This is a genomic window from Micrococcus sp., from assembly GCF_030523875.1.
GTDB lineage: Bacteria > Actinomycetota > Actinomycetes > Actinomycetales > Micrococcaceae > Micrococcus.
Genome location: NZ_JAUNHR010000013.1, coordinates 1 through 13542, shown reverse-complemented (window position 1 = coordinate 13542; position 13542 = coordinate 1). Strand labels below are relative to the sequence as shown.

Annotated in this window: 9 protein-coding genes and 2 tRNA genes; 7 read left to right on the top strand and 4 right to left on the bottom strand. The window is 73.5% G+C overall.

The features are described from left to right. Positions 1-119: 119 nt before the first annotated feature. The 4 genes from ilvC to ilvD all read right to left on the bottom strand — a co-directional run bounded on the left by ilvC (position 120) and on the right by ilvD (position 5612). Positions 120-1151 carry a ketol-acid reductoisomerase gene (gene ilvC / locus Q4D18_RS03200; protein WP_303125736.1) on the bottom strand — a complete coding sequence of 344 codons (1032 nt, stop codon included), beginning with the start codon at positions 1149-1151 and terminating at the stop codon, positions 120-122. Between the two features lie 49 nt (positions 1152-1200). Next, entirely contained in the window at positions 1201-1710 is a 510-nt protein-coding gene (gene ilvN, locus Q4D18_RS03195) for an acetolactate synthase small subunit (RefSeq protein WP_303125734.1), read from the bottom strand. 11 nt (positions 1711-1721) lie between these two features. Beyond that, positions 1722-3590 (bottom strand): acetolactate synthase large subunit, encoded by a 1869-nt coding sequence (locus Q4D18_RS03190; RefSeq protein WP_303125732.1) that lies wholly within the window; start codon positions 3588-3590, stop codon positions 1722-1724. A gap of 288 nt (positions 3591-3878) precedes the next feature. Beyond that, a complete protein-coding gene (gene ilvD / locus Q4D18_RS03185) occupies positions 3879-5612 on the bottom strand; it encodes a dihydroxy-acid dehydratase (protein ID WP_303125730.1) in 1734 nt (577 codons plus the stop codon). Positions 5613-5729: 117 nt separating this feature from the next. Between ilvD and Q4D18_RS03180 the strand changes: the two genes are divergently transcribed. From Q4D18_RS03180 to Q4D18_RS03150, 7 genes are all read left to right on the top strand, one after another. Beyond that, on the top strand, positions 5730-6251 hold the full coding sequence (locus Q4D18_RS03180; RefSeq protein ID WP_303125728.1) for a hypothetical protein: 522 nt from the start codon (positions 5730-5732) through the stop codon (positions 6249-6251). A 56-nt stretch (positions 6252-6307) separates the two neighbouring features. After that, positions 6308-6380, top strand: a tRNA-Lys gene (locus Q4D18_RS03175). A gap of 72 nt (positions 6381-6452) precedes the next feature. Further along, on the top strand, positions 6453-6950 hold the full coding sequence (gene bcp, locus Q4D18_RS03170) for a thioredoxin-dependent thiol peroxidase (protein WP_303125726.1): 498 nt from the start codon (positions 6453-6455) through the stop codon (positions 6948-6950). A 61-nt stretch (positions 6951-7011) separates the two neighbouring features. Then, positions 7012-7093 (top strand) — tRNA-Leu (locus Q4D18_RS03165). Positions 7094-7142: 49 nt separating this feature from the next. Continuing rightward, the gene (locus Q4D18_RS03160; RefSeq protein ID WP_303125724.1) at positions 7143-8777 is read left to right on the top strand and encodes an ABC transporter substrate-binding protein; all 1635 of its coding nucleotides are present in this window, start codon (positions 7143-7145) and stop codon (positions 8775-8777) included. Positions 8778-8922: 145 nt separating this feature from the next. After that, on the top strand, positions 8923-10404 hold the full coding sequence (locus tag Q4D18_RS03155) for a malate:quinone oxidoreductase (protein ID WP_248123742.1): 1482 nt from the start codon (positions 8923-8925) through the stop codon (positions 10402-10404). Positions 10405-10411: 7 nt separating this feature from the next. Then, the coding region (locus tag Q4D18_RS03150; RefSeq protein WP_303125720.1) for an efflux RND transporter permease subunit at positions 10412-13542 on the top strand (3131 nt) is incomplete at its 3' end.

The following is a 13542-nucleotide window of genomic DNA, read 5'->3' as shown; positions in this document are numbered from 1 at the left end:
CCGACGCCGGCCCCCCTGGATAGCGGGGGGTGTCCGTCCGCCCCCGGGCCCGGCCCCGGCGCGCGGGGCCCGGCGCCGTCGTGTCCGGGGGTCTGCCCGGCGGGCGGGACCGGGCCGGGTCAGCGGGCGGCGGTGCCCTCGGTGTAGTCGTCGTCCGAGTCCTTCAGCCACGCGAACATCTGGCGCAGCTCGCGGCCGGTCTTCTCGATCGGGTGCTGCTCGCCCTTGGCGCGCAGCTCCGTGAACTCGGGGGCGCCGGCGGCCTGGTCGTCCATGAAGCGCTGTGCGAAGGCACCGGACTGGATGTCGGCGAGCACGGCCTTCATGTTCTCCTTCACCTCGGGGGTGATCACCCGCGGCCCGGAGACGTAGTCGCCGTACTCGGCGGTGTCGGAGACGGACCAGCGCTGCTTGGCGATGCCGCCCTCCACCATGAGGTCCACGATCAGCTTGAGCTCGTGGAGCACCTCGAAGTAGGCGATCTCCGGCTGGTAGCCGGCCTCGGTCAGGGTCTCGAAGCCGTACTGCACCAGCTGGGAGGCGCCGCCGCAGAGCACGGCCTGCTCGCCGAAGAGGTCGGACTCGGTCTCCTCGGTGAAGGTGGTCTCGATGACGCCGGCGCGGGTGCCGCCGACGCCCTTGGCGTAGGACAGGGCGAGGGCGTGCGCCTGGCCCGAGGCGTCCTGCTCGACGGCGATCAGCGCGGGCACGCCACGGCCGGCCTCGAACTCGCGGCGCACCACATGACCGGGGCCCTTGGGGGCCACGAGGGCGACGTCCACGCCCTCGGGGGCCTCGATGTAGCCGAAGCGCACGTTGAAGCCGTGCGCGAAGAACAGGGCATCGCCCTCCTGCAGGTTCGGGGCGATGTGCTCCTTGTACACCTGCGCCTGGACCTGGTCCGGGGTCAGGATCATGATCAGGTCGGCCTCGGCGGCGGCGGTGGCGACGTCCACCACGCGCAGGCCCTCGGCCTCGGCCTTGGCGCGGGACTTCGAGCCCTCGGCCAGGCCGACGCGCACGTCCACGCCGGAGTCACGCAGCGAGAGGGAGTGGGCGTGGCCCTGGGAGCCGTAGCCGATCACGGCCACGGTGCGGCCCTGGATGATCGAGAGGTCGGCGTCGTCGTCGTAGAACTTCTTCACGGACATGGTGTTCTCCTTGGCGTGTCGGGGGTCGGTGGTCGGACGGGTCCGCGGCTCAGCGCGCGAGGGCCCGGTCGGTCATGGAGCGCGGGCCGCGGGCCAGCGCGAGGGTGCCGGAGCGGACGAGCTCGCGGATGCCGTAGGGCTCCATCATCTCCAGGAACGCGGCGAGCTTGTCCCGCGTGCCGGTGGCCTCGAGCGTGAGGGAGTCCGGGGAGACGTCCACCACATGGGCGCGGAACAGGTCGGCCGCCTGGACCACCTGGCCGCGCACGCTCGCGTCCGCGCGCACCTTCACCAGCAGGTGGTCTCGCTGCACGGAGGCCTCGGTGGCCAGCTCCACCACCTTGATGACGTTGATCAGCTTGTTCAGCTGCTTGGTCACCTGCTCCAGCAGGTGCGCGTCCGCGTCCACCACCACGGTCATCCGCGAGATGCCGGGCACCTCGGTGACGCCCACGGCGAGGGAGTGGATGTTGAAGGCGCGCCGGGCGAACAGGCCGGCCACGCGGGTCAGGGTGCCGGGCACGTCCTCGACGAGCACGGACAGGGTGTGGCGTTCCATCGTGGCCCTCCTCAGTCTTCCTGGTCCCAGTCCGGGGTCATGCCCCGGGCGATCTGGATGGCGTCGTTGCCCACGCCGGCCGGCACCATGGGCCACACCATCGCGTCGCGGGACACCACGAAGTCGACGACGACGGGCCGGTCCCGGATCGCGAGGGCCTCCTGGATGGTGGCGTCCAGGTCCGCCTCCCGCTCGCAGCGCAGGCCCGCGGCGCCGTAGGCGTCGGCGAGCTTGACGAAGTCGGGCACGCGGCGGGAGCCGTGGCCGGTGTCCAGGTCCGTGTGGGAGTAGCGCTGGTCGTAGAAGAGCGTCTGCCACTGGCGGACCATGCCGAGGGAGGAGTTGTTGATCACGGCCACCTTGATCGGGATGCCGTTGATGACGCAGGTGGCCAGCTCCTGGTTGGTCATCTGGAAGCAGCCGTCGCCGTCGATCGCCCACACGGTGCGCTCCGGCTCGGCGACCTGCGCGCCCATGGCGGCCGGCACGGCGAAGCCCATGGTGCCCAGGCCCGAGGAGTTCAGCCACTGGCGGGGGCGCTCGTACTCGACGAACTGGCTGGCCCACATCTGGTGCTGGCCGACGCCGGACACGTACGTGGCCTCCGGCCCGGACAGCGCGGAGATCCGGGAGATCACGTGCTGGGGCGCCATGAGCCCGTCCTCGGTGGGGGTGAACCCGAGCGGGTAGGTGGCACGCAGCCGCTCCAGGGTGGCCCACCACGCGGACAGGTCCGGCAGCGGGGCCTGGCGGGACTGCGCCCGCAGCTCCGCGACGAGGTCCGGGATGATCTCCTTCACGGAGCCCACGATCGGCACGTCCGCGATCCGGTTCTTGGAGATCTCCGCCGGGTCGATGTCCGCGTGGATGATCCGCGCCCCGGGGGCGAAGGAGGCCAGGTGGCCGGTCACGCGGTCGTCGAAGCGGGCGCCGAGGGTGATGAGCAGGTCGGCCTGCTGCAGCGCGGCCACGGCGGGCACCCCGCCGTGCATGCCGGGCATGCCGAGGTTCTGGGGGTGCGAGTCCGGGAACACGCCGCGGGCGGTGAGCGTGGTGACCACGGGGGCTCCCGTGAGCTCGGCCAGCTCGGCCAGCTCTTCGTGCGCGTCGCCGCGGGCCACGCCGCCGCCGACGTAGAGCACGGGACGGCGGGCCTCCCGGATCAGTCGCGCGGCCTCGCGCACCTGGCGGGGATGGCCGCGCAGGACCGGACGGTAGCCGGGCAGGTCCAGGCGCGGGGGCCAGGAGAACTCCAGCTCGGACTGCTGGGCGTCCTTGGTGATGTCGATCAGCACGGGACCCGGGCGGCCGGTGCCCGCGATGTGGAACGCCTCGGCGAGCGCCGCGGGGATGTCCTCGGCCCGCGTGACGAGGCGGGAGTGCTTGGTGATGGGCATCGTGACCCCCACGATGTCCGCCTCCTGGAAGGCGTCCGAGCCGATCGCGGCGGAGCTCACCTGGCCCGTGATGAAGACGACGGCCTGGGAGTCCATGTGGGCGTCGGCGATCGCGGTGACGAGGTTCGTGGCGCCGGGGCCCGAGGTGGCGATCGCGACGCCGACGCGCCCCGTGGCCAGGTGGTAGCCCTGGGCGGCGTGGCCGGCGCCCTGCTCGTGGCGCACCAGGACGTGCCGGATGCGGTCCGAGTCCATCAGCGGGTCGTAGGTCGGCAGGATCGCGCCGCCGGGCAGGCCGAACACGTCGGTGACGCCGAGCTCCTCGAGGGAGCGGATGACGGCGGCGGAGCCGGTCATGGTCGTGGGCTCGACCACGGCGCGGGGGCCGGGCACGCGGGGCTCCACGGTCTCGGGGCGTGCGGGGCCGCGCGGGTCCCGTCCGGTGGGCGCCGCCGGGGCGGTGGCGCGGGGGGTCGTGCTCATGGTGCACCTCACTGCGTTCGCTGCTGGGCCGACCGCCGCGGGGGCGGTCGGCGTCGTTGCCGGGCATCCGTCCGGGGCCGGCGGGGTCGTCTGCCGCGGGGACGGATCGTCGGGCGTGGCCGGTCTGAGGTGGGAACGCGGACCGCCGGATCCTCGGGGGTGGCTCCAGTATGGGCGGCGCTCCGAGGCGCGTTCCAACCCGCCCCCACCTCGTCTCATGATGTGGAACACATCGTCGGATGGTGAGACCCGCACCGCCGGGCGCGGCGCGGGTCCCGGCGCCGGGCCTCAGCCCAGGTAGGCGCCCTCGGCGGCCGAGTGGACGAGCTTGGCGTACTTGCCGAGCACGCCGGTGGTGAACTTCGGCGCCACGGGGGTCCAGGACGCCCGGCGGGCCTCGAGCTCGGCGTCGTCCACCAGCAGGTCCATCGAGCGGCCGGCGATGTCCACGCGGATGCGGTCGCCGTCCCGGACCAGGCCGATCGGGCCGCCCTCGGCGGCCTCGGGCGCGATGTGCCCGATGCACAGGCCGGTGGTGCCGCCGGAGAAGCGGCCGTCGGTGATGAGCAGGACGTCCTTGCCCAGGCCCGCGCCCTTGATGGCGCCGGTGATGGCCAGCATCTCGCGCATGCCCGGACCGCCCTTGGGACCCTCGTAGCGGATCACGACGACGTCGCCCGCCGCGATCGTGCCGTCCTCGAGGGCGTCCATCGCGGCGCGCTCCCGGTCGAACACGCGGGCGGTGCCCTCGAACACGTCCGCGTCGAAGCCCGCGGACTTCACCACGGCGCCCTCGGGGGCCAGCGAGCCGTGCAGGATCGCGATGCCGCCGTTGGGGTGCATCGGCTCGTCCATCCGGCGGATGACGGTGCCGTCCACCGGGTCCGGGTCCAGCGCCGCCAGGTTCTCGGCCAGGGTCCGGCCGGTGACGGTGAGGGCGTCGCCGTGCAGCAGCCCCTCGTCCAGCAGGGCCTTCATGACCACGGGCACGCCGCCGACCCGGTCCACGTCCGTCATCACGTACTGCCCGAACGGCTTGAGGTCGGCGATGTGCGGCACCCGGTCCGCGATCCGGTTGAAGTCCGCCAGACGCAGGTCGACGCCGGCCTCGCGGGCGATCGCGAGCAGGTGCAGGACGGCGTTGGTGGAGCCGCCGAAGGCCATGGTCACGGCGATGGCGTTCTCGAACGCGGGCTTGGTCATCACGTCACGGGCCGTGATGCCCTGGCGCAGCATCTCCACGACGGCCTCGCCGGAGCGGCGCGCGAACGCGTCGCGGCGGCGGTCCGCCGAGGGGGCGGCGGCCGAGCCGGGCAGGGACATGCCCAGGGCCTCGCCGATCGAGGCCATGGTGTTGGCCGTGTACATGCCGCCGCACGCGCCCTCCCCCGGCGCGATGGCCTTCTCGATGCGCAGCAGGTCCTCCTCGCTCATCAGGCCGCGGGCGCACGCGCCGACCGCCTCGAAGGCGTCGATGATCGTCACCTGCTTCTCCGTGCCGTCGGTCAGCCGCGCCACGCCGGGCATGATCGAGCCGGCATAGACGAACACGGAGGCCAGGTCCAGGCGGGCGGCGGCCATGAGCATGCCCGGCAGGGACTTGTCGCAGCCGGCGAGCAGGACCGAGCCGTCGAGGCGCTCGGCCATCATCACGGTCTCCACCGAGTCCGCGATCACCTCGCGGGAGACGAGGGAGAAGTGCATGCCCTCGTGGCCCATCGAGATGCCGTCCGAGACGGACACCGTGCCGAACTCCAGGGGGAAGCCGCCGGCGGCGTGCACGCCCTCCTTCGAGGCCTGGGCGAGGCGGTCCAGGGAGAGGTTGCAGGGGGTGATCTCGTTCCACGAGGACGCGATGCCGATCTGGGGCTTGTCGAAGTCCTCGTCCCCCATGCCCACGGCCCGCAGCATGCCGCGCGCGGCGGTGCGCTCCATGCCGTCGGTCACGTCGCGCGAGCGCGGCTTGAGATCGGGTCCGGAGGGGGCGTCCTGGGCGGTGCGGTCAGCGGGGGGAGTCTGCATGCGCCGCAGTCTAGTGACCGGCCCGCACGCCGGGACGGGGACGACGGAGCGTGACGGGCGGCGTCCGCGGGCCCCTGACAGCCGACCCGGCGCCCCAGTACGTTGGAGGGCATGGCCATGGACTCGCCCACCCTCCAGCGACGCCTGCGCGGCGTGTTCGACGCGCGGGTGTTCAACCACGGCGACTACAACCTGGTCTACGCCCAGCCCTCCGGCGGGTCCCTGCCCCACGTGATCGGCTACCGCCACTCCCCGCTCGAGATGCTGCTGTGCCCCGTGGACCCCGTGGACGCCGTCGCCGCGGACCTCACCGAGGACGATGCGGACGCGCTCGCAGACCCGGCCACGGGCACGCTGCCCGGCGTGGTGAGCGTGGCCCTGGCCAACGTGGCCACCGTCGCGGACACCGGCACCGGCTACCAGGTGGAGACCGTGACCGGGTTCCGCACGTGGTTCGAGGTGGTCGAGCACCCGCGGGTGCCGGTCGGCTCGGCCTCCGAGGACGGCACGGCCGAACTCGACCAGGCGCGCGACGCCACGGACTTCCACGGCTTCATGACGGCCTTCATGGACGAGCTGGACCGCCTCTACGACGTCCACCCCGACCCCGATTTGCACGGCCCCGCCCAGGGCGTGTAGAGTCTCACCTCGTTGCACGGCCTGAGGAGCGATCCGAAAGGGCCGCCGCGGCACCTGCACCTCTAGCTCAATTGGCAGAGCATCTGACTCTTAATCAGCAGGTTCCGGGTTCAAGTCCCGGGGGGTGCACAGCACAGGCCCCGTCACCGTCCGGTGACGGGGCCTGATCCGTCTCCGGGGTCGCAGCCTAGGGTGGAGACCATGACAGAGAACACCGCCTCCCCCTCCTCCCCCCGCCTCGAGCCCGGCGACACGGCCCCCGAGTTCACGCTCCAGGACCAGGACGGTCGGCCCGTCTCCCTCCGGGACTCGGCCGGCAAGAGCACGATCGTGTACTTCTACCCGGCCGCCGCCACGCCCGGCTGCACCACCCAGGCCTGCGACTTCCGGGACAGCCTCGCCTCCCTCACCGCCGCCGGCTACCGCGTCCTGGGCGTCTCCCCCGACCCGATCGGCAAGATCATCCGGTTCGCGCAGCAGGAGTCGCTCACCTTCCCCCTGCTCTCCGACGAGGACCACGCCGTGGCCGAGGCGTACGGCGCGTGGGGCGAGAAGAAGAACTACGGGAAGACGTACGAGGGCCTGATCCGCTCCACCGTGGTGGTGGGCCCGGACGGCCGCGTCACCCACGCCCAGTACAACGTCAAGGCCACCGGGCACGTCGCCCGGCTGCGCCGCACCCTGGGCCTGGAGGACTGAGCCCCGGCCGCCCCGGACGGGCGGGCGGTAGGATCGGAGACCGCCCCGCCCCGCGGGGCATGCGGGCGTGGCGGAACTGGCAGACGCGCTGGATTTAGGTTCCAGTGTCCACGGACATGGGGGTTCGAGTCCCCCCGCCCGCACCCGGCCGTCGTCGGCCGCCCGCCACACCCCGCCCTCAGGAGGAGCCCCTTGGACGCCAGCCGTCGCACGTTCCTGGCCCTGGGCCTGGCCGGGCTCGGCTCCGGGCTCGCCGCGTGCGGCGCGGCCGGTCCCGCCGCACCGGCGGCGTCCGCGTCGTCCTCCGCGACCCCGCGGCCCCTCGTGGTCGGGGCGCCCTCCCGTGTGCTCACCCGCGACCCGGCCCGGGCCTGGGACTCCGAGACCTTCCGGGTGCTGCGCCAGGTGCTCGAGCCGCTGCTCGGCGTGGACCCGGACACCGGCGCCCCCACCCTCAAGCTCGCCGAGCACGCCGTCTCCGCGGACGGGCTGACCCACACCCTCACGCTGCAGCGGGGGCTGCGCTTCTCCGACGGCGCCCCGTGCGACGCCGCGGCCGTCGTGGCCAACGTGCGCCGCTGGTCCGAGGCCGGCGACGACGACCCGACGCCCTCCGCGTTCGTCGCGGCGTTCGGCGGCCGCCCCGACGATCCGGACTCCGCGTTCGCCGACGTGACGGCCGACGACGAGCGCACCGTCCGCATCCGCCTCTCGCGTCCGCTGCGCCACCTGCCGGCCGCCCTCGGCTCCCCGGCCCTCGCGGTGTCCTCCCCGGCCTCGTGGGACTCCGCGGACGCGGGCGAGGCCGCCCCCGCCGGCACCGGCCCGTACCGCTTCGCCGACGCCCAGGCGGCGGCCGGCGTCGTCGCGGCGCTGCACGTGCCCGACGAGACCTCCGTGCTGACGCCCAACCCGGAGCACCGCCGGGACCTGCCGGACCTGCCCGTGGCGGCGGTCGCAGCGTGGGGCCGGGCGAGCACGCGCCTGCGCGAGCTGCGGCGGGGCCACGCCGACGTGATCGACGTCGTAGCCCCCGGGCAGCTGCGCCCCCTCGTGGAGGCCGGCACGCAGGTGCTCCCCCGCGACCCGTTCTCCGTGCTCTCCCTGGGCTTCAACCTCGAGCACCCGCTGGTCTCCTCGCTCTACTTGCGCCAGGCGGTGGCCTTCGCTGTGGACCGTCCGCGGCTGGCCCGCTCCGACGTGTTCCTGCAGGGCACGGCGATCGCCGACGGCCTGGTCCCGCCCGCACTCGGCGTCGACGTCGAGGAGGGGCCCCGCTACGAGATCGACCCCGCGCGCGCCTCCCGGCTGCTCGAGCAGGCCGGCTACGACGGCGAGCCGCTCGAGCTGATGCACCCCGCCGGGGCGGCCTGGCCCTGCCTGCCCGAGCCCGAGCGCGTGGCGGCGATGGTGGCCGAGGACCTGGGCGTCGTCGGGATCCGGGTGCGGCCCGTGCCCGTGCCCCCCGAGCAGGACTACCTGCGCGCCGTGGTCGAGCGCGGCTCGCGCGCCCTGCACCTGCGCGGGCGGGACGGCCTCTACCGCGACGCGCACGCGTTCCTCGAGCCGTACGCCCGCTCGGGGCGCGCCGAGACCCGCTACCTGAACCCGCAGGTGGTCGAGGACGTCGACGCCGCCGCCTCCGAGCCCGACGACGAGCGCCGCCGCGAGCTGCACCGCCGGGCGCACCGGGCCCTGCTGCTGGACCTGCCGGCCCTGCCGCTGATCCACCCCATCTCCGCGCTCGCCACCGGCCCGCGGGTGGGCTCCTATCCCAGCTCCCCGCAGCTCGACGAGCCCTTCGACCGCATCGCCCTGCGCGCCTGAGACGCCCCCGGGTCGCAGGGTGTGCGGACACGTCCGGCGGCCCCCGTGCGGAGTACAGTGGAGCCCCGAGGCACCGGCGTGTGAGACCCGCCCGGACGGGATCCGCCGGTGCACCGTCCTCGCCGTCGAGCACCAGGAGCAGACCGTGCCCACCCCCTCGTCCACCACCCACGACGTCGTCCTGATCGGCGGCGGCGTCATGAGTGCCACCCTCGGCGTCATGCTGCAGAAGCTCGAGCCCACCTGGTCGATCGCCCTGTACGAGAGCCTCGACCAGGCCGGCCTCGAGTCCTCCGACCCGTGGAACAACGCGGGCACCGGCCACGCGGCCCTGTGCGAGCTGAACTACTCGCCGATGGGCAAGGACGGCCGCGTGGACACCGCCAAGGCCAAGGGCATCAACGAGCAGTTCTGGATCTCCCGCCAGTTCTGGTCCTCCCTCGTGTCCGAGGGCGTCCTGAAGGACCCGAAGGGCTTCATCAACCCCCTGCCCCACATGTCCTTCGTGCGCGGGGACGACCACGCCGAGTACCTCCGCAAGCGCTACGAGGCGATGTCCGCCGAGCCGCTGTTCGCGGACATGGAGCACACCGAGGACCACGCCGTGATCGGCGAGTGGGCCCCGCTGCTGATGGACGGCCGCGGCGCCGACGAGCGCGTGGCCGCCTCGCGCGTCGCCTCCGGCACGGACGTGGACTTCGGCGCCCTGACCCGCCAGCTGGTCACCGCCCTGTCCGCCGGCGGCGCCGACGTGCGCTTCGGCCACAAGGTGACGGGCCTCGAGCGCGGCACGGACGGCCGCTGGGAGGTCACCGTGAAGAACAAGGCGGCCGGCACCTCCGTGACCGACCGCGCCCGCTTCGTGTTCGTGGGCGCCGGCGGCGGCGCCCTGGGCCTGCTGCAGAACTCCGGCATCCCGGAGATCAAGGGCTTCGGCGGCTTCCCCGTCTCGGGCCAGTTCCTGCGCTGCACCGACGAGGCCGTGGTGGACCGCCACCTGGCCAAGGTCTACGGCCAGGCCGCCGTGGGCGCCCCGCCCATGTCCGTGCCGCACCTGGACACCCGCTTCGTCAACGGCAAGCGCTCCCTGCTGTTCGGCCCGTACGCCGGCTTCTCCACGAACTTCCTCAAGTCCGGCTCCTACCTTGACCTGCCGCTGTCCGTGCGCCCGCACAACCTGCCCACCATGCTGAACGTGGCCAAGGACAACATGGACCTGACCAAGTACCTGATCACCGAGGTGCTGAAGTCGAACGAGAAGAAGGTGGACACCCTCCAGGAGTTCTACCCCTCCGCGGACGGCTCGAAGTGGGAGCTCATCACCGCGGGCCAGCGCGTGCAGGTCATGAAGAAGAAGGGCAAGTTCGGCGGCGTGCTGCAGTTCGGCACCGAGGTCGTCAGCCACGCCGACGGCTCGATCGCCGGCCTGCTCGGCGCCTCCCCGGGCGCCTCCACCGCGGCCCCGATCATGGTGACGCTGCTCGAGCGCTGCTTCCCGGCCAAGTCCGCCGCCTGGGAGCCCCGCCTGAAGGAGCTCATCCCGTCCCTGGGCCGCACGCTCAACGACGATCCCCAGCTGCTCTCGGACGTGCGCGCCTCCACCGACGCCGCGCTCCAGCTCGGCTGAGCCCTCCATGGGTGCGCTGGCTCGGTCCTCCCTGTCCCGGCGAGCGCTCGTGGCGCTCGTCACCGTGTTCATCGCGGTGTTCGGCGTCCTCTCCGCCGGTCAGCTCAAGCGGGAGCTCATCCCCTCGCTCGAGCTGCCGGTGATCTCGGTGTCCACCACCTATCCGGGCGCGAGCCCGGAGGTGGTGGACGCCCAGGTCGGCGAGCCCCTCGAGACCGCCCTGCAGGCGGTCGAGGGGCTCGAGTCGTCCCGCTCCACCTCCGCGTCCTCGTTCAACAGCGTCACGCTCGAGTTCGAGTACGGCACCGACCTCACCCGCGCCCGGTCCCAGGTGGACCGCGTGATCTCCAACCTCCAGGCGCAGCTGCCGGAGGAGGCCGAGACGACGTCGTTCGCCGGCTCCGTCTCCGACTTCCCCGTGGTCTTCCTCGCCCTCTCCGGCGACGCCGACCTCAACGAGCTGCGCCGCCGCGCCGAGGACGTGCTCGTCCCCCGCCTGCAGAAGGTGGACGGGGTGCGCGGTGCCCAGGTGATCGGCGGCACCGAGGAGTTCGTCTCGGTGGTCCCGGACCAGGCGGCCCTGGCCGCCGCGGGCCTCACCGCCCAGGACATCACCACCGCGCTCGAGGAGAACGCGGGCCTGTTCCCCATCGGCCAGGTCACCGCGGACGAGGTCACCTACCCCGTCCAGGCGGGCGCGCCCGTCGAGGACCTGGACGACCTGCGGGCCGTCACGGTGGTCCCGGCCGAGGACGCCGCCTCGGCCCCGGCCGACGCCGGCGGGGGCGGTCCCGGGGCTCCCGCGCCCGCGCCGCAGCGGCTCGGCGACGTCGCCGAGGTCTCCCTCGGCGCCGCCGACCCCGCCTCCGTGACCCGCACCGACGGCGTCGAGACGCTGTCGGTGAGCGTCACCGCGACCCCGGACGCGGACCTCGTGGCCGTCTCCACCGCCGTGCAGGAGATCCTGCCGGAGCTCGAGTCCCTGGCCGGGGACGGGGCCCGTCTCTCCGTGGTGTTCGACCAGGCCCCGTTCATCGAGCAGTCCATCGACACCCTCTTCGTGGAGGGCCTGCTGGGCCTGGGCATGGCGGTCCTCGTGATCGCGGTGTTCCTGCTCTCGGCCCGCTCCACCCTGGTGACCGCGGTGTCCATCCCGCTGTCCCTGCTCACCGCCCTGATCGGCGTCGCGGCCTTCGGCTACTCCCTCAACACGCTCACCCTGGGCGCGCTGACCATCTCGATCGGCCGCGTGGTGGACGACTCGATCGTGGTGGTCGAGAACATCCGCCGCCACATGGGGCTGGGCGAGGACAAGCGCACCGCCATCCTCACCGGCACCGGCGAGGTGGCCACGGCCATCACCGCCTCCACCCTCGTCTCGGTGGCGGTGTTCCTGCCGATCGCGTTCGTGGGCGGGCTCGCCGGCGAGCTGTTCCGGCCCTTCGCCGTGACCACCACGATCGCGCTGCTCGCGTCCCTGCTGGTGGCCCTGACCATCGTCCCGGTGCTGTGCTGGTGGTTCCTGCGCGCGCCGCGGACCGCCGAGCACGCCGTGGGCGAGGCCGACCGGCCGCGCGCGGCCGACGACCGCCTGGCGCGCGCCTACCGTCCGGTGCTGCGCTGGACCCAGCGCCACGCCGTGGCCACCCTCGCGGCCTCCGTGGCCCTGCTGGCCGGCACCGCGGCGCTCATCCCGCTGATCCCGACCAACCTGCTCGGCGACTCCGGGCAGAACTCGTTCGTGGTGACGGCCCAGCAGCCCTCCGGCACGTCCCTCGAGACCACCTCGCGGGCCGCGGAGCGCATCGAGGAGGTGCTCCTGTCCACCGAGGGCGTGGATACGGTGCAGTTCACCGCGGGCAGCGCGGGCGGCTTCCTCGGCGGCTTCGGCGGCCAGTCCTCGGACGAGGCCCAGTTCACCGTGACCACGGACCCCGACGCCGACCAGGAGGCCCTGCGCGACGGCGTCCGCGGACGCCTCGAGGCCCTGCAGGACGTGGGGACCGTGGAGGTCTCCGCCCAGCAGGGCCCCAGCGGCGAGCAGGACGTGACCGTCCAGGTCACCGCCCCGGACCCGGAGGCGCTGGACGCCGCGGCGGAGTCCGTGGCGGCGCAGCTGCGCGGCGTCGAGGGCGCCCGTGAGGTCTCCACCGCGGCCGCGCGCACGCGTCCCACGTTCCAGGTGGACGTGGACACGCAGGCCGCCGCCGAGGCGGGCCTCACCGAGGAGGCGGTCTCCGGCCAGGTGGCCGCCGCCCTGCAGGCCGCGCCGATCGGGGACGTGCGCTTCGGCTTCGAGGAGTTCACCGTCCGCCTCGGCGACCCCTCCCCAGTGACCAGCCTGCAGCAGCTGCGGGAGGTCCCGGTCCAGACCCCGTCCGGTCCGGTGGCGCTCGAGACGCTGGCCGAGGTCAGCCAGGAGGACGTGCCGTCCCAGGTGACCTCCTCGAACGGCGAGCGCACCGCGGAGGTCACCGTGACCCCGGCCTCGGACGACCTGGGCGCGGTCGCCGGGCGGGTGTCCGACGTCGTCGAGGGCCTGGAGCTGCCGGACGGCGTGACCGCCACCGTGGGCGGCGCCGCCACCCAGCAGCAGGAGACGTTCCGCGACCTGGGCCTGGCGCTGCTGGCCGCGATCGCCGCGGTCTACGTGGTGATGGTGGCGACGTTCAACTCGCTGCGCCAGCCGTTCGTGCTGCTCGTGTCCATCCCGTTCGCCGCCACCGGCGTCTTCCTGGCGCTGCTGTTCACCGGCACGGCGCTGGGTGTGGCCACGCTGATCGGCATGCTCATGCTGGTCGGCATCGTGGTGACCAACGCGATCGTGCTGATCGACCTGATCAACCAGTACCGGCGCCACCGCGGCCTGGGGCTGGACGAGGCGATCGAGCTGGGCGCCCTGAACCGCGTGCGCCCCGTGGTGATGACCGCGCTGGCCACCGTGCTGGCCATGCTGCCGATGGCCCTGGGCATCACCGGCCAGGGCGGGTTCATCTCCCAGCCGCTGGCCGTGGCCGTGGTGGGCGGCCTGGCCTCCTCCACGGTGCTCACGCTGGTGCTCGTGCCGGTGCTGTACCGGCTCACCGAGGCGCGGGGCGAGCGTCGTCTGCAGGCCGAGCGCGAGGAGGCCGCCCGGGC